Origin of the sequence: Cryobacterium sp. Y62, assembly GCF_002929785.1 — a bacterium.
GTDB lineage: Bacteria > Actinomycetota > Actinomycetes > Actinomycetales > Microbacteriaceae > Cryobacterium.
Genome location: NZ_PJJK01000118.1, coordinates 111,198 through 133,781, shown reverse-complemented (window position 1 = coordinate 133,781; position 22,584 = coordinate 111,198). Strand labels below are relative to the sequence as shown.

20 protein-coding genes and 1 tRNA gene are annotated in these 22,584 nt (G+C 65.6%); 17 read left to right on the top strand and 4 right to left on the bottom strand.

The window, feature by feature from the left end; genetic code table 11:
- The first annotated feature begins 86 nt into the window (after positions 1-86).
- The 3 genes from CXY71_RS17230 (at position 87) to CXY71_RS17220 (ending at position 3,310) form a co-directional block, all read left to right on the top strand.
- Complete coding sequence (locus CXY71_RS17230; protein WP_104138239.1) at positions 87-1,370, top strand: DUF445 domain-containing protein; 1,284 nt, start codon at positions 87-89, stop codon at positions 1,368-1,370.
- Between the two features lie 91 nt (positions 1,371-1,461).
- Complete coding sequence (locus CXY71_RS17225) at positions 1,462-2,730, top strand: GAF domain-containing protein (protein WP_104138236.1); 1,269 nt, start codon at positions 1,462-1,464, stop codon at positions 2,728-2,730.
- Between the two features lie 61 nt (positions 2,731-2,791).
- Complete coding sequence (locus CXY71_RS17220) at positions 2,792-3,310, top strand: pyridoxal 5'-phosphate synthase (RefSeq protein WP_104138233.1); 519 nt, start codon at positions 2,792-2,794, stop codon at positions 3,308-3,310.
- A gap of 224 nt (positions 3,311-3,534) precedes the next feature.
- On the opposite strand, the gene CXY71_RS17215 is transcribed toward CXY71_RS17220, so the two are convergent.
- Positions 3,535-3,607, bottom strand: a tRNA-Lys gene (locus tag CXY71_RS17215).
- Positions 3,608-3,711: 104 nt separating this feature from the next.
- Here CXY71_RS17215 and CXY71_RS17210 point away from each other — a divergent pair.
- The 8 genes from CXY71_RS17210 (at position 3,712) to CXY71_RS17175 (ending at position 12,407) form a co-directional block, all read left to right on the top strand.
- Complete coding sequence (locus CXY71_RS17210; RefSeq protein WP_104138231.1) at positions 3,712-4,341, top strand: DNA-directed RNA polymerase subunit beta; 630 nt, start codon at positions 3,712-3,714, stop codon at positions 4,339-4,341.
- Between the two features lie 477 nt (positions 4,342-4,818).
- Complete coding sequence (locus CXY71_RS17205) at positions 4,819-5,403, top strand: sigma-70 family RNA polymerase sigma factor (protein ID WP_233204699.1); 585 nt, start codon at positions 4,819-4,821, stop codon at positions 5,401-5,403.
- Positions 5,400-6,284 (top strand): anti-sigma factor, encoded by an 885-nt coding sequence (locus CXY71_RS17200; RefSeq protein WP_104138225.1) that lies wholly within the window; start codon positions 5,400-5,402, stop codon positions 6,282-6,284. Before CXY71_RS17205 ends, CXY71_RS17200 begins: the two co-directional genes overlap by 4 nt.
- A gap of 148 nt (positions 6,285-6,432) precedes the next feature.
- Entirely contained in the window at positions 6,433-7,320 is an 888-nt protein-coding gene (locus tag CXY71_RS17195) for an aminotransferase class IV (RefSeq protein ID WP_104138222.1), read from the top strand.
- Between the two features lie 232 nt (positions 7,321-7,552).
- Positions 7,553-8,863, top strand: coding sequence for a UDP-glucose/GDP-mannose dehydrogenase family protein (locus tag CXY71_RS17190; RefSeq protein ID WP_104138219.1), 1,311 nt, complete (start codon positions 7,553-7,555; stop codon positions 8,861-8,863).
- Between the two features lie 106 nt (positions 8,864-8,969).
- Positions 8,970-10,343: a DMT family transporter gene (locus CXY71_RS17185; RefSeq protein ID WP_104138217.1), complete on the top strand. Its 1,374-nt coding sequence runs from the start codon at positions 8,970-8,972 to the stop codon at positions 10,341-10,343.
- 97 nt (positions 10,344-10,440) lie between these two features.
- Positions 10,441-11,565, top strand: a complete 1,125-nt coding sequence (locus CXY71_RS22195) for a YeiH family protein (protein ID WP_233204698.1) — start codon at positions 10,441-10,443, stop codon at positions 11,563-11,565.
- A 56-nt stretch (positions 11,566-11,621) separates the two neighbouring features.
- A complete protein-coding gene (locus CXY71_RS17175; protein ID WP_104138214.1) occupies positions 11,622-12,407 on the top strand; it encodes a glucosamine-6-phosphate deaminase in 786 nt (261 codons plus the stop codon).
- A 99-nt stretch (positions 12,408-12,506) separates the two neighbouring features.
- Here CXY71_RS17175 and CXY71_RS17170 read toward each other — a convergent pair whose 3' ends face one another.
- The 3 genes from CXY71_RS17170 to CXY71_RS17160 all read right to left on the bottom strand — a co-directional run bounded on the left by CXY71_RS17170 (position 12,507) and on the right by CXY71_RS17160 (position 15,794).
- Complete coding sequence (locus tag CXY71_RS17170; RefSeq protein ID WP_104138211.1) at positions 12,507-13,874, bottom strand: N-acetylglucosamine-6-phosphate deacetylase; 1,368 nt, start codon at positions 13,872-13,874, stop codon at positions 12,507-12,509.
- Positions 13,875-13,968: 94 nt separating this feature from the next.
- Positions 13,969-14,754 (bottom strand): DeoR/GlpR family DNA-binding transcription regulator, encoded by a 786-nt coding sequence (locus CXY71_RS17165; RefSeq protein ID WP_104138208.1) that lies wholly within the window; start codon positions 14,752-14,754, stop codon positions 13,969-13,971.
- A complete protein-coding gene (locus tag CXY71_RS17160; protein WP_104138206.1) occupies positions 14,751-15,794 on the bottom strand; it encodes an ROK family protein in 1,044 nt (347 codons plus the stop codon). Before CXY71_RS17160 ends, CXY71_RS17165 begins: the two co-directional genes overlap by 4 nt.
- 153 nt (positions 15,795-15,947) lie before the next feature.
- Between CXY71_RS17160 and CXY71_RS17155 the strand changes: the two genes are divergently transcribed.
- Genes CXY71_RS17155 through CXY71_RS17130 form a run of 6 tightly spaced genes read left to right on the top strand, consistent with a single transcriptional unit; the run spans position 15,948 to position 22,508 of the window.
- Complete coding sequence (locus CXY71_RS17155; RefSeq protein WP_104138203.1) at positions 15,948-17,294, top strand: ROK family transcriptional regulator; 1,347 nt, start codon at positions 15,948-15,950, stop codon at positions 17,292-17,294.
- A 29-nt stretch (positions 17,295-17,323) separates the two neighbouring features.
- Positions 17,324-18,601 carry a sugar ABC transporter substrate-binding protein gene (locus CXY71_RS17150; RefSeq protein ID WP_104138200.1) on the top strand — a complete coding sequence of 426 codons (1,278 nt, stop codon included), beginning with the start codon at positions 17,324-17,326 and terminating at the stop codon, positions 18,599-18,601.
- Positions 18,598-19,560, top strand: a complete 963-nt coding sequence (locus CXY71_RS17145) for a carbohydrate ABC transporter permease (protein WP_104138197.1) — start codon at positions 18,598-18,600, stop codon at positions 19,558-19,560. The genes CXY71_RS17150 and CXY71_RS17145 overlap by 4 nt, the downstream gene beginning before the upstream one ends.
- Positions 19,553-20,395, top strand: coding sequence for a carbohydrate ABC transporter permease (locus CXY71_RS17140; protein ID WP_104138195.1), 843 nt, complete (start codon positions 19,553-19,555; stop codon positions 20,393-20,395). Before CXY71_RS17145 ends, CXY71_RS17140 begins: the two co-directional genes overlap by 8 nt.
- A gap of 29 nt (positions 20,396-20,424) precedes the next feature.
- Positions 20,425-21,399, top strand: coding sequence for a Gfo/Idh/MocA family protein (locus tag CXY71_RS17135; protein ID WP_233204697.1), 975 nt, complete (start codon positions 20,425-20,427; stop codon positions 21,397-21,399).
- Positions 21,396-22,508, top strand: a complete 1,113-nt coding sequence (locus CXY71_RS17130) for a Gfo/Idh/MocA family protein (protein WP_104138186.1) — start codon at positions 21,396-21,398, stop codon at positions 22,506-22,508. Before CXY71_RS17135 ends, CXY71_RS17130 begins: the two co-directional genes overlap by 4 nt.
- The last annotated feature ends 76 nt before the right edge of the window (positions 22,509-22,584 follow it).

The window sequence follows — 22,584 nt, the reverse complement described above, 5'->3', positions numbered from 1 at the left end:
GCGCATACCCCCACAGAGTATCCGATCTGAGCGGAATACGAATCAATGTGCGCGCACCGCACCGCACAATCGGGCAGGCTTGACCCATGGCCCAGATCGAAACGGCACCACCCGTCGAATCCCCCCAGGACACCGCCCGCCGCACCGCGCTCACCAGCATGAAGCAGCTCGCCGGCGGACTGTTCGTGCTCATGGCTCTCATCTTCACCGTCTCGTTCGCCCTGCAGAATCGCTACCCCTGGCTCGAATACGTGCGCGCCGCGGCCGAGGGCGGCATGGTGGGCGCCATCGCCGACTGGTTCGCCGTCACCGCTCTGTTTCGCTACCCCTTCGGCCTGCGCATCCCGCACACCAACATCATCGCCAACCGCAAGGACGAGATCGGTGCGAGCCTCGGAGAGTTCGTCGAGATCAATTTTCTCTCCGAGGCGGTCATCCGCGGCAAGCTCGAGTCCGTGCAGCCTTCCCGACGCCTCGGCGCGTGGCTCAGTGAGGAGAAAAACGCCGAAAAGCTCACCGACGAACTTGCCGTCGCCGGCCAGGGCGTGCTCGACCTGCTAAGCGACGATGCCATCAAGAGCCTCATCGAGTCCGTCGCCCGTGAACATTTGGTCAAGCCCGAGTGGGGCCCGAGTCTTGGACGGGTGGGCGAACGCCTCATCACCGGCGGACAGCAGCACGCGGCCGTCGACCTGCTCCTCGACCGCGCTGACCGCTGGCTGCGCGCCCACCCCGAGGCGTTTGGCCGCGTGGTGTCGCAGCGGCTGCCCACCTGGCTGCCCGGATTCGTCGACAAACTCGTCGACGACAAGGCCTACCGCGAGGTGCTCGCCTTCGTTGCGTCCGCCCGACAGAACCGGCAGCATCCGGTTCGAAAAGCCCTCGATGACTATCTCAGCGAGGTCATGCACGACCTGCAACACGAGCCGGCCATGATCAACCGGGTTGAAATGCGAAAGGCAGAGGTGCTCGACAACGCCAAATTACGCGAGTTCGCCGGCGACACCTGGGCGACGGTCAAGGCCTCACTCAGCGAGGCACTCCAGAACCCGGCCAGCGCGCTGCGGGCCGGCATCTGTTCGACGCTCGAAGACGTCGGCCGACGACTGACAACGGACGCCGCGCTCGGCGCCCGCATCGACCGCTGGCTCGCCGACACGGCCAGTTATGTCGTGGCCAACTATCGCCATGAGATCGCCGAAGTCATCACCGAAACAGTGGAGCGCTGGCCCGCCGCCGAGACTGCCGCGAAGATCGAATTGCAGGTCGGCCGCGACTTGCAATTCATTCGCATCAACGGAACCGTCGTCGGTGCCCTCGCCGGCCTGACCATTTTTACGCTCGCCCACGCGGTGTCAGCCCTGCTCTGAGACCACTAATTGGCTGATAATCGGCGACTCGATACGTAGGTTTTACCCATTCGGGACAGAATGGGTTCTTCTCCTGTCCCGAAAGGCGCGAATGCACGACCTCGTCCGGTGGGCCCTTCGTCCGTTGATGCGCGTTTGGACGGCATCTGCCGAACGGGCGGACCGCCACCTGCCTCGCCCGCGCGACGTGCCGCAGGCCCACGCCCCTGGTATCGACAGCGACCGCGTTTTGATCCTCGGCTGCGGTCCCGCGGTCGGCTGGGGCGTGCTCAGCCACCAGCTTGCCCTGCCCGGCTCGCTCGCCCGCGAAATCTCGATACGCACCGGACGCGGCGTCGACATCGACCTCCTGGCCAGCCGCACCATGACCGCCGAGAATGCGCTGACGGCGCTTGCTGACAGCCGGCTCGGCCGCTTCGACGCGGTCCTTGTCGTTCTCGGCCTCAACGAAGCGCTCGACCTGACCGGCGTCACCGAGTGGCGCGACCGGTTGACCACCCTGCTCCAGGAGCTGGAACGCGAGACGTCACGCAGTACCCAGATATTTCTGCTCGGGATTCCGCCCATCCACAGCATCGACATCTTCCAACGTCCGCTCGTGCGCATCGCTGATTGGTCAGCCACCGACCTCAACGCGGTCACGGCACGATTAGCTGCCGGGGCGCCGCGCACGACGTTCATACCATTCTCGCCGTCGGCGACAGCTGAAACCGACCGGCACCGCACCCCAGCCGACTACCGCGGTTGGGCCGTGCTCCTGGCCGGCGCCCTGGCCGACAGCCTCGACTCCGCGCGTGTCGGCATCGTGCCGCACATCGATCCGCGTCAAACGGATGCAGCCAGCCAGGAACGCGCCCGGCAGGCGGCCGTCGATGGCCTGGCCATTCTCGATACCCCACCGGAGGCTCGGTTCGACCAACTGGTTGCCCTGGCTCAGCGGCTCTTCGACACCGAATCTGCAGTCATCAGCGTCATCGATCACGATCGTCAGTGGCACAAGGCCCGGGTCGGGCTCGCCGCCACGGAGATTCCGCGCGCCGATTCCTTCTGTGCACGCACCATTGAGGGGACCGGTGCTCTCGTTGTCGAGGACGCGCGAACCGATGAGAGATTCAGTGGCAGCTCGGTCGTGGTGGATGAGCCGCGCATCCGCTTTTATGCCGGGTTTCCCATCGAATCGCCATCGGGGGAGCGCATCGGTGCGCTCTGCGTGTTCGACTCTCGACCGCGGGCGCTGGCGGAGGTCGACCAGGTGCTGTTGCGCGAGCTTGCGCTGCTCGTGCAGTGTGAACTGCGCGTGCCGTCGGCGCAGCCGAGGCTATCGTGCGGTCAATTGGGCGGTGACCGTGGCAGCCGGTGACGGCGGTCGATCCGTTCGAGAGCGTCGACGATATCCGGGCCGCGCACTGTAAGCTCGCGGCGTGAGCGACTCCTTGCGGCGCAGACTGCGCGCCCTGCCAGACTTTCCCGACCTACTGCCCGTTTTTGATCCGTCCGACGCACCGGCCGACCCGGTCGACCTGTTTCTGCAGTGGCTTGATCACGCGCTCGCCGCCGGTGTACCACAGCCCCATGCCTTCAGCCTCGCGACGACGACTACCGATGGTCGGGTATCGTCGCGCATGCTCATCCTGAAGAACGTTGCCGGCGGGGCTTGGCAATTCGCGAGCACACGCGGTTCCCGCAAGGGACGCGAGCTCGCTGCCAACCCCCAGGCGGCGATGAACTTCTATTGGCATGCTCTCGGCCGGCAGGTGCGCGTTGTCGGCTCGGTTTCACTGCTGACGGCTGAGGCATCCGCTTTGGATTGGGAGGAGCGGCCAGGAGCCGATGGTCGAGCCAATCCCGACTGGCAGCTCTACGCCCTGCACCCCACCGAGGTCGAATTCTGGCAAGCCAGCCCCGATCGTCACCATATTCGCCACCGCTACGACCTCTGAAAGTCACCCGTCGGCAGCCGCTGACCTCGTCGGTTGGTCATAACTCCTGCAAATTGCGGCAAGCTTCTCGCCGATGTCAGCAAAACGCTGCGCACCCAGCGCGCACCACCGGAACTTGCCAAAATCATGCGCCTTGAGTGGTGATAATGCTCGCTGAAACACAAGATGCGCACCGAATCCACAGGATTCAGTGCGCATCTGCCGCGCCACCTGCGCGATTATTGTGGGCCCCGTCGGGCTCGAACCGACGACCCAAGGATTAAAAGTCCTTTGCTCTACCAACTGAGCTAGAGGCCCGTGGGTTCTAATCTACCGTGGATTCGCGCTCAGCTTTTCTGGGTAGCGTTGAGGGCAGCAAAAACCAGCCGTCTAAATGCCGAAAGAACCGAGGAGAATCCGCCGTGGCCGACAACTTCCACAAGCCCACCTTGTTCTCCGGAAACAAGTTCGAGGCGTTCCAGGGCGGCGAAGACCCGGCGAACATCAGCCGCATCGCACACGAAACCGCGCAGGCCCTGCTCAACCGGGTGCGCAGCAACCCCGACCCCGAGACGGTCGAACGCCTCGTCGCCTACACCGACGAAAACGGCATCGACGCGGTCGCCGAACTGTGGTCGCGGGCCACGCCGCGTAGCCTGCCCGGCGCACTCTGGCGCATCTATCTTGTTCGTATGCTGATTCGGCAGGATCCCGAGGGCTGCGCGTACCTGTACCAGCGGGGAACGGATGCTGCCGCCACGATCGATCCGCTCGTCGCGGGTGCCGCTGTGCCGACCGGTCCGGCCGAGATCATCGTGCTCGCCGACGAGATTCTGCGCGGCCTGTTCACCGGAGACTTCGCCGTCGCGCTTGATCGCGGAGCGGCGTACTGCCGAGTCACCGCACTAGGGGCGACGAGCATCGCCGACGACCACGACCTGACCGAGCCGCACCGCTCCTCGGAATTAACGACTCGGGCTCTACGGTTCTCCACGACCGCCGCCGAGTTCGCGGCCTGCGCGCGCCTCTGGCGCCGCGACTCCCTGGAGTAGCCCGCCCTTTTTTCCAGGCCCGGAAAGTGGGCCCATGACCTATCGTGGGTCTGCTTCCGCAGGGTGAGCCCGGTGGGTTCACGCGCAGTCGCTCCGGTTTTCGGTCTACAACACGCCGGCTCGCTGATCACGATTGCCCGACGATTGCCCGATGATTGCTCGACGATTGACCTACCGGCCCACGCAACCCGAAATCCCCTGTGCGCCGACGGCGAACATTCAACGACGGCCGCTTCGCTCGAATACACTGGAGTCTGGTCGGGCCGCAGTAATCCCGGGTTCCATTATTCGCCGCTTCGAGCGGCCTCGCGCCGAGAGGTGCTCTGCGGCCCGGCCTTTTGCGTTGACGCGGTGGGTGTGATGAGACCGGCATCCGGCATCCGTTTCGAAGCTTAATTCCCGCAAATACCAATCTGTTAGCGACTTCGCACCGAACCCTAGTCATGGAACGGGACGAGACCTGACATGCTAGATCTCATGACTGCTGATTCCGTCGGAGATCTTGCATCGGCAGCCCCTGCCACCAAGGAGGAGCTGCTCGCTCGAGTAGCGCTCGGCGACCAATCGGCCTTCGGAGAGCTGTATGACCAGATCGCCCCGCGGGTGCTTGGGCTGGTCAAGCGCCTGCTCATCGATCACGCGCAGTCGGAGGAAGTGACCCAGGAGATTTTTCTGGAGATCTGGCAGTCGGCATCGCGGTACGAATCCACGCGTGGCGGGGCGAGTACCTGGATCCTCACCATGGCACACCGGCGAGCGGTCGATCGAATTCGGTCGTCGCAGGCTGGCCGTGACCGCGATACCAAAATCGGAATCCGTGACCTGGCCGTTGCCTACGATCACGTGGCCGAAACCGTTGAAGTACGAATCGAACATGAAAGGGTGGAGAAGGCGATGACTCGATTGACTCAGCTGCAGCGCCAGGCTGTGAGTCTCGCGTATTACGGCGGGTTTAGTCACAGTGAGGTCGCCGACATACTCCACATTCCATTGGGTACCGTGAAAACACGACTCCGTGACGGACTGATCCGCCTGCGCGACGAATTGGGCGTGGTATCATGACCGGCCGCAACGAGCAGCACCCGGCCGACCTGGCCGGCGCCTACGCCCTGCACGCCCTCGACGCCGACGACACGGCCGCGTTCGAATCGCACCTCGCCGAATCAGAACGGGCGCGCATCGAAACGGCCGAGTTGAACGACACAGCGGTGGCCCTCGGCCTCGCCGTGGCCCCGGTCCAGCCCTCCGCTGCGCTCAAGGCCAACCTCATGTCGATGCTCGCGTCGACCCCGCAACTTGCGCCACTGCCGCGCGCTGTTGGCCCCGCCACAACGGAGGCCGCCACCGCCGTCTCCGAGACGACTCCCGTCGTTTCCCCGGTTACGTCGGGAACGGCGCCGTCCGGACCGGTCACCGGCATCCGTTCTGGTGATGCGTCGAGCCCACACCGTTCGTCGGCGACCGAGCGTGCCAAGGCGCGCTGGTTCAAGCGGCCAGCGCTGTACTACCTGCTGGCCGCTGCGGCGGCGGTAGCCCTGTTCGTCGGCGGATCCTTGTTCGGCCAGACACTCAACAACGACGAATTTGAGTCGCAGCAGGCCGCCGGGCTCGCCCAGATCAACGCGGCGGATGACTCTCAGCGTGCCGCGACGACAACGGCTGAGGGGCAGGAAGCGACGCTGGTCTGGTCGAACACGCTCGGAATCTCCGCCGTGCTTGTGGCCGACCTGCCCGTGCTGCCGAGCGATCAGGACTATCAGCTCTGGTACATCAACGGTGACGGCCCAGCCTCGGCTGGAACCTTCGACTCGACCGGCGATGGCCCCGCCTGGCGCGTGCTCGACGGCACCATGCACGCCGGCGACCAGGTCGGCATCACCGTTGAACCCAACGGTGGGTCCGACCAGCCCTCGAGCACCCCGATCGTCGCGTTTCAGAGTTAGCGTTCGATCTCGACGTCGGCCGCCAGCCGGTGCGGGATCGCAAGTCGTCCTGATTCTGACTTCCACAGGGCGATTTGCGACCCCTCATAGCGGCGGCGGCCGCAGATGCGCCGCACGCGCCCTGGTGAGCGCGAAGTAGGCTCGGGGCATGAGACTGCCCTTCACGTTGCTGATCGATCCCGTCCCCGCCGATTCATTGCAGCAGAACTTCGACGACACGTTCCACGAGATGGAATCCAGCGCCCCGGCGTTGCGGGTCGGCGAGCTGAGCACGCAGCGTGGCGATGGAATCTTCGAGACCCTCGCCGTCGTCGATGGGCACCCGCAGGAGGTTGAGCCGCACATCAGTCGGCTGCGCAACTCCGCGCGCATCTGCGATCTCCCGGTTCCAAACGCCGAGCAGTGGCGCGCCGCGATCGCCTACGCCGCCCTGCGCATCCCGCAGCGGGGCGAGATCGCGCTCAAGTTCGTGCTCAGCCGCGGTGTCGAGCACGGCCCGGCACCGACCGCTTGGCTGTACGCGGTCGCCGCGGCGGATTTCAGCGGCGTGCGCGCGACCGGCGTGCGCGTCGTGACCCTCGACCGCGGCTACCCGCGTGGTGTCGCCGAAAAGGCACCCTGGCTGCTGATGGGCGCCAAAACCCTTAGCTACGCGGTGAACATGGCCGCTATTCGTGAGGCCCACCGCCGCGGCGCCGACGACACCATCTTCGTCACCACCGATGGTTACGTCATGGAAGGTCCGACCTCGAGCGTCGTGCTGCGCAGCAACGGATCGTACGTCACGCCCGCCCCGAGCGGCGCGATTCTGCACGGAACCACGCAGCAGAGCATGTTCGACTATCTGCGCGGGCAGGGGGCTTCCGTCGAATACCGCGACGTCACGCTCGATGAACTTCGCCAAGCGGATGCCGCCTGGCTCGTCTCCAGCGTGCGCCTCGCCGTGTCCGTGATCGCCCTGGACAGCGAGCCGTTCCCGGCAGACCAGCCGGTGACCGAGGCCCTGAACGCGTCCTTGTTGGCGCGGACGGCGTAGGGCGCGCCGGCGCAGGCGCGGCTACTTCACGCGCCTGTGGACAGTCGCGGCTCGCAGGCAGGCAGGCAGGCAGATCGAACTAGCGGAGACCAGTCTCGACGGGCATAACCCGGTCTTGGGAACCCGTAGACCGATGCGCGGGCCGTGCGGCGCGGGTATCCGCTCTGAAAGAAACCGCGAATTGGGGCAATGTGTCGCTGCCACTAGGCTCTGGGGGGACCGAGAGGGATATATGAGAATTTCTGTCATTGGATGTGGCTACCTGGGCGCCGTACACGCGTCAGCTATGGCCGAGCTGGGGCACGATGTCGTCGGGATCGACGTCGACGCCGCCAAGATCGCTCAACTTGCCATCGGCAAACCCCCGTTCTTTGAACCTGGACTTCCCGAGGTTCTGCGCAAGGCCGTGAACAGCGGCCGACTGCATTTCAGTACCGATATAGCGGATGCCGCCGGCTCGCAGGTGCACTTCATCGCCGTCGGCACGCCGCAGAAGCCCGGCAGCTACAGCGCCGACCTGCGTTACGTCGATGCGTCGATCGAGTCGCTCATCCCGCATCTGGCCGACGGCGACCTCGTCGTGGGTAAGAGCACCGTTCCGGTGGGAACCGCCGCCCGCCTCGCCGAGCTCATCGCCGCCGGTAGTGGCGCGTCGCTGGCTTGGAATCCGGAGTTTCTGCGCGAGGGATTCGCCGTGCAGGACACCATCAGCCCCGACCGTCTGGTCTACGGCGTTGCCCCGGGCGCGCCCGGCGAGCACGCGGTCAAGCTGCTCAACGAGATCTACGCCACGGCGCTCGCCGCCGACACCCCCCTGGTCATCACCGACTACGCCACGGCCGAGCTCGTCAAGGTCGCCGCGAACGCGTTTCTGGCGACCAAGATCAGCTTCATCAACGCCATGGCCGAGATCGCCGAGGTCACCGGTGCCGATGTCACCCAGCTAGCGGATGCCATCGGCTACGACGGTCGCATCGGCCGCCGTTTTCTCGGCGCCGGCGTCGGATTCGGCGGCGGTTGCCTGCCCAAGGACATTCGCGCCTTCACCGCCCGCGCCGAAGAACTGGGTCGTGGCGAGTCCGTGGCTTTTCTCAAGGAGATCGACAAGATCAACCTGCGTCGTCGCCAGCGGGTCGTCGACTTGACCACCAAGGCCCTCGGCAACACGGTCTACAACGCCAAGGTCGCGGTGCTCGGACTGAGCTTCAAGCCGCACTCCGACGACGTGCGCGACTCGCCGGCACTCGACGTGGCCGTGCAGCTGCGCGGTCTGGGAGCCGAAGTAGTGGCGACCGACCCGGAGGCCATCGCGAACTCGCGGGCACGGCATCCGCAGCTGCAGTATGAGGAGTCCCTCGAGAACACCCTGCGGGGAGCGGATGCTGTCGTGCTCGTCACCGAGTGGCCCGAGTTTCGGCACCTCGACCCGGTCTGGGCGGGTTCACTCGTGAAAACGAAGACCGTGATCGACGGCCGCAACGCGCTCGACGCCGCCGTCTGGCGTGCCGCCGGGTGGACCTATCACGGGCTCGGGCGGCCGTAGCGCCAGCTCTTTCCCCGCCCGCAGCTTCTGGTTGCGTTAGTCTCGAGACACACTTAAAGGGAAATCGGGTCTCGTGCGACGGTGGCTGGCCAGGCCCGATGTGCTCATGGTAGCTGCGACAGCGCCGACCTATGTGGCCACCAGGGAAGCGCTCACGGCGCTCTCCCCGCAAGATCTCACCGCCGTCCGTTTTCTCGCCGGCGCTGCCATCATCGGCGTCCATCTGCTCATCACCCGGCAGCGCCTCACCCTGCGGCGGCACGATATTCCGCGCATGCTCGCCGTCTCCCTCTGCGGCTACGCCGGCTACGGCATGCTGGTCAACCTCGGTCAGGCCACGGTCCCAGCGGGAACCACGAGCCTGCTGCTCAACATCTCGCCGGTGTTCGCGTTCATCCTCGGATACTTCGTGCTCGTGGAGCGCACCACCTGGCTTGGCTACCTCGGCATGGTCATCGCCGTCGGCGGCGTCATCGTCATCACCCTCGCCGGCGGGAGCGAGACCGGATTCAACGGCAAGGCCCTCCTCATCGTGGGTGCAGCCCTGCTCCTGTCCGTCTTTCTGATCGTGCAACAGCCGCTGTTTGCGCGGGTGCCTCCGATCGAAATGGCCTTTTGGGGCTGTGCCATCGGCGGTTTCACCGCACTGCCGACGGCCCGGTTCGACGTCGATCCGAGCCGGCTGACGGCATCCGTTTGGGTGGCGCTTCTGGTGCTCGTCGTGGTGAACACCGTGCTGGCCTACTACTTGTGGAATCTGACCCTCTCCCGCACGAGCGTGGCTGAGGGCGGTTCGCTGCTGCTCATCGTGCCGATATTTTCGCTGCTGCTCGGCTGGCTGCTGCTCAGCGAAGTGCCGACGATCACCGCGCTGGTCGGCGGCGGCGCGGCCCTCGTCGGGGTCGTCATGCTCTCGCGGGCGACGTCGCGGCGCAAGCAGGCGGGGTTCGGGCTGCTCACCGGAGCGATTCCGATCGTCGGTGTGCTCACCGGGGCGGTGCCGATCATCGGTCTACCGCGCGAGCACGAAGACGTGGCCGCCCTTAATCTGTCCGATGACATGACGTCGCAGTTGCATGACATTGCGATCGAGGCAGCGGATGCCGTCGGCGCCCAGTTGGTCACCGTGTCACTCTGGCGGGAAGAATTCGACGATCTCGTGCGGGTGTACTCCAGTCGGCCGCACGTCTACCAGCTCGGTGGGGTCTCATCAGACCTGGACGCGAACTGGGTCGAGCAGTGCGTTATCGGGCAGAAGTCGCTTCTTTCGGATGACGAGGCTGGCGACTTTGACCACGAAGAAGTGCTGACCGCGCCCAACCGGGTCGCCACCGTCAATGCCGTCATCGTCGACGACGCCGGGTTTCTCGGCTGTATGAACTTTCTCGACGCGTCCGGCGCCTATACCGAGGCCAGCGTCGAGCAGGCGAATATCTTCGCCGCCCGTCTGGCCCCTGTCTTGCGACACCTTTCGGCCTGAGCCGCCGCGCAGGCCCACCTTGTGAAAGTGGGCCCAGCCTGCAAACTGCACCGGGTCATGCAGGAGACGCTTGGTGCGCCAGCGTAAACTGGTGTCAATGTGGCTTCGGGGAGTGTTCGTGGCGGCCCTCGCAGCCCTTGCAGCTTGGGGCGTGCACACCGCTCTGCCCGCCATTCCGCTGCTCACTATCGCCGTCGTGTTGGGGATCGTCGTCGGCCAGATCCCCGCTGCGCGTCCCCTGCTCGTCGGAGCGATCGCACCCGGCCTCGCGGTCGCTACCAAATCGTTCATGCAGCTCGGAATCGTGCTCCTCGGCCTCAAACTCAGCCTCGTCGACATCGCCGCGCTCGGCTGGGTGACAATCGCGACCACGGTCGCGATTGTGCTCATGGCCTTCGCCGGTACTCTCGGACTCGGCCGCTGGTTCGGCCTGCCCGGTCATCAGCCCCTGCTCATCGCCACCGGATTCAGCATCTGCGGCGCCTCGGCAATCGGGGCCATGAGCGGCGTCGTCAAGGCGAAAGACGAGGAGACCGCCACCCCGATTGCCCTGGTGACCCTGTGCGGAACCCTTGCGATCGCCGTGTTGCCGCTGTTGTGGCATCCGCTTGGGCTCAGCGCCCTGCAATTCGGACACTGGGTCGGCGCCGGCGTGCACGACGTCGGCCAGGTCGTCGCGACCGCACAAATCGCCGGCTCGGCCGCTCTGGCCGTCGCCCTCGTCGTCAAACTCACCCGCGTGCTCATGCTCGCCCCGATCGTGGCCGTCGCGTCTATAGTCGAGCGCCGTCGTCTCGGCGTGATCGAAGCGGATGCCGCCACTCCGGTCGACCCCGCGGGCGGCGACGTTGGCGTGTCTGGCCCAGGTTTCGCTGACCGCGCTTCCTCTGACTCACCTGCCGCAGAGCCCGGCGCCGGCGACCCAGCCGGGTCTGGCCCCGTCGCCCGAATCTCTTCGTCGACGAGGCCACCGATCGTTCCGCTGTTCGTCGCGGGGTTCATCGTCGCGATGCTGGTGCGTACGCTGATTCCGCTGCCCGTTGAGGTCCTCGAGACCACTGACCTGCTGCAAACCGCACTGCTGGCCATGGCGCTTTTTGCCCTCGGGGCGGCCGTCAATCTCGGCACGTTGCTGCGCACGGGTGGCCGGGCACTGGCCGTCGGGCTGCTCTCCTGGTCTCTGATCGCCGCACTGGCCTTCGGTGCCGTGCAGCTTTTCTGACCATTGATGATCGAATTTGCTACTCTAGAGTCAGAAGTAATCACTTAGGAGCGCGCATGGCTGAGATCGTCGTTGTCGAGAGCAAGCAGGCCGCGGGGGAGCTGGTAGCCACAGAAATTCGCCGGCTGATCGAGTCGAAGGCCGATACCGTGCTGGGGCTCGCGACCGGGTCTACGCCCTTGCCGGTCTATGCGGCCCTCGCGGCATCGTTCCGGGCTAACCCGCTCGACGTGTCGCGGGTGCGTGGATTCGCGCTCGACGAATATGTAGGGCTGCCTGCGGAGCACCCCGAAAGCTATCGCACGGTGATTACCCGTGACGTCATCGGGCCGCTCGGCTTGACGTCGAACCAGATTCAGGTTCCGAACGGTGACGTTGCGACGCTCGAGCACGCCGGCGCAAAATACGAGCGTGCGATCGAGGCCGCCGGCGGAATCGACCTGCAGATTCTCGGCATCGGCCGCACCGGCCACCTCGGATTCAACGAACCCGGCTCCTCCTTCGCCTCATGCACCCGGGTCAAGACTCTTGCCCCGAAGTCCCGCGCAGATAACGCGCGCTTCTTCGCTTTGCCCGAGGACGTACCCAGGCACTGCATCACGCAGGGGCTCGGCACAATCCGGCGCGCCCGCCATCTCGTGCTGCTCGCGTTCGGCGTTGAGAAGGCCACCGCGATCGCGGCCGCGGTCGAGGGCCCGGTAACCGCAAGCCAGCCCGGGTCGGCCATTCAGTTGCACGCGCACGTCACGGTCGTCCTCGACGAAGAAGCCGCCGCCCAGCTCGCCGGTCTCGACTACTACCGCTACATCTGGGCCAACAAGCCAGCCTGGCAGGGCATCTGAGCCGTGCCGACGGTGCCTGTCGGTACCCAACGCGGGCAGAATTGGAACACTCCGGGTAAATCGAGTCGAGATTGCGGCGGTTCTCGAAATCTGCCGGTGTTATCTAGGCGGAATGTCGAACGAGAGCCGTTGCCCCGCAGCGAAGACCTCCTCGACCGCGAAGTCGTCACTCAGGAGCACGGCGTCGGCGGCGAATCCGGGAGCGAGCAGCCCGAGATCGTGCGCGCGGCCAATAGCGCGGGCCGGCGTCTCGGTCAGCGCGGTCACGGCCTCCGCGATCGGTATTCCTACCTCGAAGACTGCCCGCCGCAGTGCCGCATCGAGGGTCAGCGTCGACCCCGCTATCGCTCCGCAAACGGCTGCCGCCTCGTCGCGGGCAGACCCGATGACCGCGCCGCCCACGCGATCTACGACGCCGATAGTGCGATCGACCATGCGGTCTACAGTGCGGTCAACGCTGCGGGCGTCGACGGCGAGCCGGGCGACTCCGTCGACCACGACCACCGCGAGCGACCCCAACCGATACTCGCCGTCGCCAAACCCGGTCGCGGCCATCGCGTCGGTCACCAGGGCGATGCGCCCGGGAGCCCCGGCGAAGGCGAGGCGCACCACCTCCGGATGCACGTGCACCCCATCGTTGATGATCTCGAGCGTGACCCCGCCCGACCGCATCGCTGCCACCACCGGGCCCGGCGCCCGGTGATGAATGCCGTGCATGGCGTTGAATGCGTGCGTGAGCACGGACGCACCCGCATTGAATGCGGCGCAGGCCTGGGAGTAGTCTGCGGCGCTGTGTCCGATCGCGACAGCGACCCCGGCGTCGACGAAGCGAGTAATGGCGGCCCCGGCGCCGGGCAGCTCGGGGGCGAGCGTGATCTGACGCAGGTACCCGTGGGAGGCGAAGAGCAGGCGATCGGTGGCGGCGGCATCCGCTGCCCGTAGCAGCGCCGGATCGTGCGCGCCGCGAAAAGCAGCGTCGAGGAACGGGCCCTCAAGGTGCGCGCCGAGAACGAGCGGGTCCGCTTCGGCGGCGGCGGCGATGATGCCGAGCCGGGATTCGAGGTCGAATAGCTGAGCGGTCACCAACGAGAGCACCGACCGGGTCGTGCCGTGCGCCCGATGCACGGCGAGAGCGGTGCGAATGCCCGACAAGCCGTCGTCGAAGGCGGCCCCGCCCGCTCCGTGGCAGTGAATATCGATGAAGCCCGGCGTCAGCCAGCGCCCGCAGGCATCGACGATCTCGGCAGCGGATGCCGCAGCGGGCGTCCCCCCGCCCCGTGTCGACACCGAGACGGGCGCGAAATCCGCCGCGGAGGCTGACTTCGAGGTCGAACCGGCGAGACCACGCCAGCAATCGCCCGTGCCGACCGCTGACACGGTGTCGCCGGCGAACGCGACCCACGCATCGAGTGTCAGGGTGCCTCCGGACACGAGCCGCGCCGAGTGGATTACCCGGGTCACGTTCATGACGCCTCCCGTCCGGTGAAATCGCCGTGAGCAAGCCGGGCCGCGTCCAGGCCGCTGAGCAGAGAGCGACCACGCCGCGCCGCGCACACCACGCTCACGCGACAATCACCTCGAGCCCGGCCTCGGCGAAAGCGGCCAGCTGCTCGGCCGATATGCCGGCGTCGGTGATGAGCGCGCTGAACTGGTCGAGGGCGTTGAGGGCGGCGAAGGCTACACGTCCGATCTTGCTCGAATCCGCCACGAGCACCGCTCGGGTGGCCCGCCCGGCCATGAGGGTGTTGACGGCGGCTTCGCGCTCGTCGTTCACCGTGGCCCCGAGTACCGGGTCGATGCCGTTCACCCCGATGAACGCCAGATCGAGGCGCACCTGGGTGAGCACCGATTCGGCGTAGGCGCCGACCAGCTCGTAGGAGCGCGCGTGTACGACTCCGCCGGTCACCACGGTCTTGATCTGCGGCCGCATCGCGAGTTGCGCGGCAATATTGATCGCGTTCGTCACGACCGTGAGGTTGGCGTGCGGGCTGGCCTGCGCAATATCCGCGCGGGAACTCAGCACACCGGCAATTGCGGTACTGGTCGTGCCGCCGCAGAGCCCGACGATATCGCCGCGGGTCACGAGTGCGCTCGCCGCCTGGGCGATCTGCAGTTTCTCGGGCGCATGCCGTTCCTGCTTGTAGCGTGCCGGCAGGTCGTAGGCGACGGATTGCCCGATCGCACCGCCGCGCGTGCGGGTGAGCAGCTGCTGCTCGGCGAGGGTATCGAGGTCCCGGCGCGCGGTCGCGGCAGACACTCCGAGCTTGGTGATGATGTCATCGACCTCAACCTGCCCCGAATCGGCGAGCAGGTCGAGCACGGCGGCGAGCCGTTCGGCGCGGTTCATGGTCGCTCGCTTTCGTGAAGGGTCGGATCATCAAGAGACGCTCGGGCGCCAGCAAATTGCGCGGACTGCGCGGTCGCCGTGGTCGGGGCGTAGGCCGCTGCAGACGCCTCGACCTCCAATGCCCCGCGCGCCCGCAGCGCCGCCCCGAGTAACCCGGCGTTTTCGCCAAGCAACGCCGGCACGATAAGCGGATGCCGGTGAAAGCTCAGCAGCGCGTTCACCCGTTCCCGAAGCGGTTCGAACAGGGCAGGCCCGGCCTGAGCGAGCCCGCCGCCGATCACAATCGCCTCCGGCGCGAGCACTGCGGCGAGTTGGGCGATGGTCACCGCCAAGGCATCGAGCGCCTCGGTCCAGACCCGCTCGGCAGCCGGGTCGCCGACCGCCACACGGGCAAGCACGAATCGCGCGCCCGCCGGGGGCGTGCCGGTCAACAATCCGTAGCGGCGCGAAATGGCGCCGGCGGAGGCGAGTGTTTCGAGGCATCCGTTCGCGCCGCACGCGCACGGCAGGCCGTGCGGCTCGACGATCGAGTGTCCGAGCTCGCCGGCGAACCCACCGGCGCTGTGTGGACGGCCGCCGAGAAACAGCGAGCAGGAGAGCCCGGTGCCGATCACGATAACGATCACATCGGAGAATCCGTGCGCGGCTCCGAGCGCGAACTCGGCCGCGCCGGCCGCCCGCGCGTCGTGTGAGAAGGAGGCTGGCAGTCCCAGCCGCGCACCGGCCAGTGTCTGAAACGGAATTTCGGTCCAGTTCAGATTGACGGCGCGGTGCACGATTCCGACGGAGTCGTCGATGATTCCGGGGGCGATCAGGCCGACCGCCTGCGGGGCGACGCGCGGAAAATTACTGATCAGGGCGTCGGCGAGCTGTTGCACCTGGTCGAGTACGGCATCCGCTGTGCCGTCGGGCGATACCGCGGTCGGGGCCCGGCGCACCCCGATCAGGTTGCCATCTGCGTCGACCAGGGCGCCCTTAATGTCGGTGCCGCCGATGTCGAACGCGAGCACGGGGGCGCCGGGCCCAAGTAGAGGGGTCATAAGGGGTCCGAAATTGATTGATACTGATCGAAAACGAGGCTTCTCAATCACTGTAGTCGTTGACAACACCGCGTCAACGCGCCTACTCTGAACTCACGGCAATTATGCAAACGACTTGCATAATGCTCACTACGACGTGAGAGAGATATCGCCATGGCACTGTCCGGACACCACGAACGTGAAATGCTCGCTTTTCGCCGCCGCAATTCCGCCGCCTGTATCGACGCTCTGCGCGACCACGGCGTGCTCACGGTCAGTGAACTGGCCCGCATTACCGGCCTCTCCCGACCCACCGTCGAATCGATCGTCGCCGACTTCGAAACCCACGGCCTGGTCACGCACGAGCAGCAGGCGGCCACCGCTACCAAGGGCCGCCCGGCCCGCCGGGTCGCATTCAACGCCTCCGCCGGTTACGTCGCCGGCATAGATCTTGGGCTGCACCGCGTCACAGTGCTGATCAGCGACCTCGCCGGCACCATCGTCGGTACCGCGCTCCATGACATCGACACCGACATCACCGGATCCGAACTCATCAGCCTCGCCGCCGCGACCCTCAAACGGGCGCTCGCCAGACTTGACGCGACCCGGCTCGCCGCTGTCACGGTCTGCATTTCGGGCATAGTAGATGCCTCCGGCCGAGTCCTGCAGAGCAACGTGCTGCCCGAATGGAACGGACTCGGCCTGGCCGCGAGCCTCAGCCGGCAGTTGGCCTGCCCCGTCATCGTCGAAAATGACGTCAACATGGCCGCTCTCGGCGAGCTGCACGCCGGTGCGGCGCAGAACGCCGACGACGTCGTGTTCATCATGGTCGGGCACCGCGTGAGCGCCGCCATCATCCTCGGCGGAGCGCTGCACCGCGGCCGAAACTTTGCCGCCGGCGAGGTCGGCGACCTCGAATCCACCGGCTGGGGCTACCAAGACGTGCACGAGACGAGCGTGCTCGGCGCGTTTCTCGGACGTGACCCGGAAGAGGTCTTTGCCGCAGCACAGGCTGGTGACGCGGACGCCCTGCAGCTGGTCTCCCGGTTCGCGCACCGCATTATCCGCGGCATCGCCGTCGTCGGGCTGACCGTCGACCCCGACGTCATCGTGATCGGCGGCGGGCTCTCCGTCGGGCCAGTGCTGCTCGGTGTGCTGCAGGCCGAACTTGCCCGCCTGGTTACCCGCAGCACGCAGCCGCCGCTCGTCTCGTCGGCCCTCGGCCGCAACGGCGTCGCCCTCGGTGGCCTGGTGCGGTCCCTCGAAGTCCTCTCGGAACGCCTCTACGGCTCCACCGACATCACCGTGCCGCGGTTCAGTTTGCCCGCCATTGGCTCCATTCAAGCTGATGCCGCCGCGTCCGGAGTCGCGAATCCTGACGCCGCGGACTTCGGCACCAGTGCCGCCACGACTGAGCCGGGCGTGACTGGGCCGGCCGCAGCCGAGTCCGTCACCTTCGGTGCCCGCCTGGCAACCTACGCGGCCAGTGCAAACGCCACCGCCACCCACTCACTTTCCTGACCATCCATCACACACAGCAGGGGATTCCCATGAGAAAAATCACCAGACTGGCGCCACTGGTGCTCGTCGCCGCACTCGCTCTGACCTCGTGTTCGGCACCGGCAGCATCCGACGAAGCAGTCACTGAAGACTCGCAAGCATCGATCAGCTACGCCATCTGGGACGAGAACCAGGTTCCGGCACTCGAGGCGAACATCGCCGCGTTCAACGAGATCTATCCGAACATTGAAGTGAAGATCGACATCACTCCGTGGGCGCAGTACTGGACCAAGCTGCAGACCCAGGCCTCCGGCGACACCCTGCCCGACGTGTTCTGGATGAACGGCCCCAACTTTCAGCTCTACGCCGCCAACGACCAGCTCGAGCCGATGACCAACCTCATCGACGACGGCACCGTCGACCCGGCCAACTACGTCGAGGTGCTCAATGACCTCTACTCCTTCAATGATCAGCAGTACGGCATGCCCAAGGACTTCGACACGGTCGCCCTCTGGTATAACAAGGTGATTCTGGCCGAGGCCGGCGTTGACATTCCCGACGACACTTGGACCTGGGAAGACTTCGCCACCGCGGCAAAAACCGTGAGTGACACCCTCGCTGACCAGGGCATCTACGGCGTTGCGACCGGCCTGACCGGAGGCCAGGAAGGCTACTACAACACCATTTTGCAGGCGGGCGGCAGCATCCTCTCTGAAGATGGGACGACCAGCGGCTATGACGATCCGAAGACGATCAAGGGTCTGCAGTTCTGGGCCGATCTCATCGCTGACGGTTCGAGCCCGAGCCTGCAGCAGCTCTCCGACACCCCGCACAACGCCTGGTTCACCAGCAGCAAGACCGCATTCTTTTGGTCGGGCACCTGGAGCGTCGCCGAACTCGCCGCCGCGAGCAACACCCTCGACTTGAACGTCGCCCCGCTGCCGCAGGATGAGAAGCAGGCCACTGTCATTCACGGTCTCGCCAACGTCGTCTCGGCGGGCAGCGAGAACAAGTCGGCCGCGCAGGCCTTCCAGGCCTACCTCGGCACCGAAGAAGCGCAGACCCTGCAGGCCGAAATGGGAGCGGCCAACCCCGCCTTCATCGGTGCCGGCCAGGCCTTCCTCGACTCGGTCGAACACTTCGACCTTGAGGTCTTCATCGATGAAGCCGACAACTATGCCTACCCGTTCCCGGTCTCCAAGGACACCGCGGCCTGGACCACGATTGAGAACGAGCTGCTGCCGCAGGCATTCTCCGGCACCCGCACCGTCGAAGACGTTGCCAATGAGCTGGCCACCCGTATGAACAAAGCGCTGGCCGCAGAATGACCCTGCGCACCGGGAGCACGGTCGGCGAGAGCCGTGCTCCCGTCGACCGCCCGGTGCCTGTATCGGCAAGACCACCAAAGAAGCAGACAAGTTTCGATGGCTACTGGCCGTGGCTGTTCGTGCTGCCCACCCTGCTCGGCGTGCTCGGCTTCTACATCTGGCCGATAGTTCAGACCGGCTACCTGAGCTTCACCGAAACCGGCCCGTTCGGCGGTGAAGAATTCGTCGGACTCGACAATTACCAAACTATGCTTGCCGACGGCAATGTCGGTCAGGCGTTGATCAACACCCTGATCTACACGGTCATCGTGCTCGCGGGCATTCCGATCGCGCTGCTCATGGCCAACCTGGTCAACCAGCCAGGGCTGCGCTTCGCCTCCTTCTACCGTGTGCTGTTCTTCATGCCCTATATCGCCATGCCCACCGCGGTCGCCCTGGTCTGGCGCATGATTTACAACGGTGATTTCGGCATCCTGAACTGGATGCTCTCCCTCGTCGGAATCGACGGCCCGTACTGGACCTCCACCCCAGGCTTCGCGATTGTCTCGGTCGGCATCGTGGGCATGTGGGCCTCGCTCGGATTCGGCATCATCATTCTCGGCGCCGCGCTCAAAAACATCTCGCCCGAATATTATGAGGCGGCGCAGCTCGACGGCGCCACCACATGGAAACAGTTCACCTCGATCACCGTGCCACTCGTCACGCCGAGCCTGTTCTTCGTCACGATCATCTCGGTGATCAACGGGTTTCAGCTGTTCGATCTGCTCTACGCGATCATGGGCCAGTACAACCCGGCCCTTGTGCAAAGCCAGTCGCTCGTCTACATCTTCTACAACCAGGCCTTCATTCAAAACGACAAGGGCTATGCCGCCGCGATCGGCATGCTGATTCTCGTGGTGATCGGCATCGTCACCTTCTTTCAATTTCAAATGCAGAAGAAGTGGGTGAACTATGTCTAAAGAATCTTTGTCCCCGGCCCAACAGGGCACGAACAGCGTGCGCGCGCACGTGCTGCTCGGCGTGATCGGCTTCATCATGGTCTTTCCGTTCATCTGGCAGCTGATCATCTCGCTCTCCACCAACGACCAGGTGATGAGCGTGCCGCCCACCTTCTGGCCCGGCGAGCTGCAATGGGGCAACTTCGTTGACGTGTTCACCAAGCTGCCGTTCTTCGACCAGTTCGGCGTCTCGGTCGGCATCACCGTCATTCGCGTGATCGGCCAGGTCATGCTGTGCTCAATGGCCGGCTACGCCTTCGCCCGCATGCGTTTTCGCGGTCGCGGAATCTTTCTCGGTGTCATCCTCTCGATTCTCATGGTGCCGCCGCAGGTGTACCTGATTCCGCAGTTTCAGATCATCCAGAACCTCGGCCTGCTCAACACCATCCTCGGCATCGCGCTGCCCGGCATCTTCAGCGCCTTCAGCGTTTTTCTGATGCGGCAGATCTTTCTCGGGCTGCCGCTCGAACTCGAAGAAGCCGCCCGGCTCGATGGCGCCAACCCGTTCCAGATCTTCTACAAGATCATGCTGCCGCTCGCGACTCCCGGAATCAGCGCCCTCATCATCATCACCACCCTGTGGTCGTGGAACGATCTGCTCTGGCCGCCAGTCGTCACCACCTATGCCGAGAAAATGCCTCTTTCGGCTGGCCTCGCCACTCTGGTCGGCAGCATCACGACCGACTACCCGGTCATGATGGCCGCGAGCGTGCTCGCGATGGCGCCCGTGCTCATCCTCTTCATCATGCTGCAGCGCCGCGTCGTCGAGGGCCTCGCCTTCAGCGGCTCGAAGTAGTGCTCCTCTTATATATGTCAGGACTTCTCGTGAACATTGGCCTCATCGGCGCCGGCGGCATCACCCACGTGCACATTCCGGCCTGGCTCGCCCTCGGCGCCCGGGTTACCGTCTTCTCGCTCGAGGGCGCCGCCGCGGTCGCCGCGCAGTACGGCATTGACGCGGTCGACTCACTCGACGAGCTGCTCGAGCGCTGCGACGTCGTCGACATCTGCACCCCCACCCCCACGCACTATCGCCTGGCCGAGCGTGCCCTACGCGCCGGCAAGCACGTCATCTGCGAAAAACCGATTGCGCTCTGTGCAGCGGATGCCGACACCCTCGCCGAACTTGCCGCCTTCGTCGGTAAGCAGCTGCACCCGGCCCACGTCGTGCGCTATTTCGCCGAGTATGCCCTCGCCCACAAGGCGGTCGGAGCCGGAACCATCGGCGAGCCGGCCATTTTGCGCTTCAGTCGCATCGGCGAGTTTCCGGCCTGGGCCAGCTGGTTCGCCGACGAGGCGCAGTCCGGCGGAATCGTGCTGGACCAGATGATCCACGACCTCGACATCGCCCGCTGGATCGCCGGCGAGGTCATCGAGATCTACGCTGTCAAGCACGTGGCGAGCGGATGCGAGACCGCGCAGGTCGTGCTCACCCACGAAAGCGGCGCGCTCAGCTACGTCACGGGAGTCTGGGGCGCTCCCGGCACCACCTTCGCCACCTCGTTCTCGATCGCCGGCTCGAACGGAGTGCTCAACCACGATTCTAAATCAGATGCCTCGCTCCGATTCGATCTCGGCGCCCCGTTACCGGGAGCTCACTCTCAGCGCCCGGACACGTCGCTCGGCGAAAGCCCGTACCTGACCGAACTGCGCGAGTTCGCCGCGGCCATCGAGGGTGGAGCCGCCCCGCGGGTCAGTCTCGGAGATGCCACTCGCGCGGTGGAGCTCGCCGTCGCCGCGAACGAGTCGATCGCCTCCGGGCGCAGCGTGTCCGTCATTCGTCACGGGGTGTCGGCATGAGCGGTGCAGCCACCGACGGGCGAAATGTCGGCGCGCCGAGGACCTCGCCGGTAACCGACCAGGCCGCGCCACAGCTTCCACTTGTCGACGCTGAACGCCCACTGCGGGTCGCCCTCATGTCCTTCGCGCACGTGCACGCGGACGGCTACGCACGTCTGTTGCAGGCGATGCCGAACGTTGAACTGCGCGCCTCCGATCCCGACGGCGACAAAGAGCAGGGCGAGCGGCGCGGACTAGACCTCGCGAACGACCTCGGCCTGACCTACGTCGACAGCTACGCCGAACTGCTCGACTGGCAGCCCGACGCCGTCATCGTGACGAGCGAAAACACCCGGCACCGCACACTCGTCGAAGCGGCCGCAGGGGCCGGGGCCGCCGTATTGTGCGAGAAGCCGCTCGCGACCACTCTCGAGGATGCCCTCGCCATGCAGGCGGCCTGCGATGCGGCCGGCGTGAGTCTGATGACCGCCTACCCGGTGCGGTTCTCGCCAGCGTTCGCACGGCTGCGCGAACTCGTCAAAGCCGGCGGACTCGGCGCGCTGCTCGCGGCGACCGGCACCAACAACGGGCAGATTCCAATCGGCGATCGGGCGTGGTTCACGGACCCGGCGCTGTCCGGCGGCGGCGCCATGGTCGATCACATCGTGCACGTCGCCGACTTGCTCGACGCCCTCACCGGCCTCGCTCCCGAGCGCGTGCGAGCCGTGTCCAACCGCATTCTGCACGCCGAGAAGCCCGAGGTGCGCGCCGAAACCGGGGGGCTGGTGACTATTAGCTACACCGGTGGCTTCGTCGCGACGATCGACTGCTCGTGGAGCCAGCCCGACACCGCGCCGACCTGGGGCGGGCTGACCCTCCAGATCGTCGGCACGCAGGGCATTGCGGACATTGATCCGTTTTCGCAGCACGTGGGCGGCGTCGGGCCTGATGGTGCAGTGTTTCTGGCGTACGGCACTAACACCGACGAGCTGCTTCTGCACGAGTTTTTGCACGCGGTGCGCATGGGACGAGCGGGACAGCCCGACGGGGCTGCTGGCATCCGCTCGCTGAAAATTGTGCTCGCTGCACAGGAGTCGGCGCGCACGGGTGAGGTTGTGTCCGTCAGGTAAACAACGCGACCGGGTTTACTTCGGTAACTGAGATTACATCATAATCGCAGGATATGCCCGGCTGACGGGTAAAAAG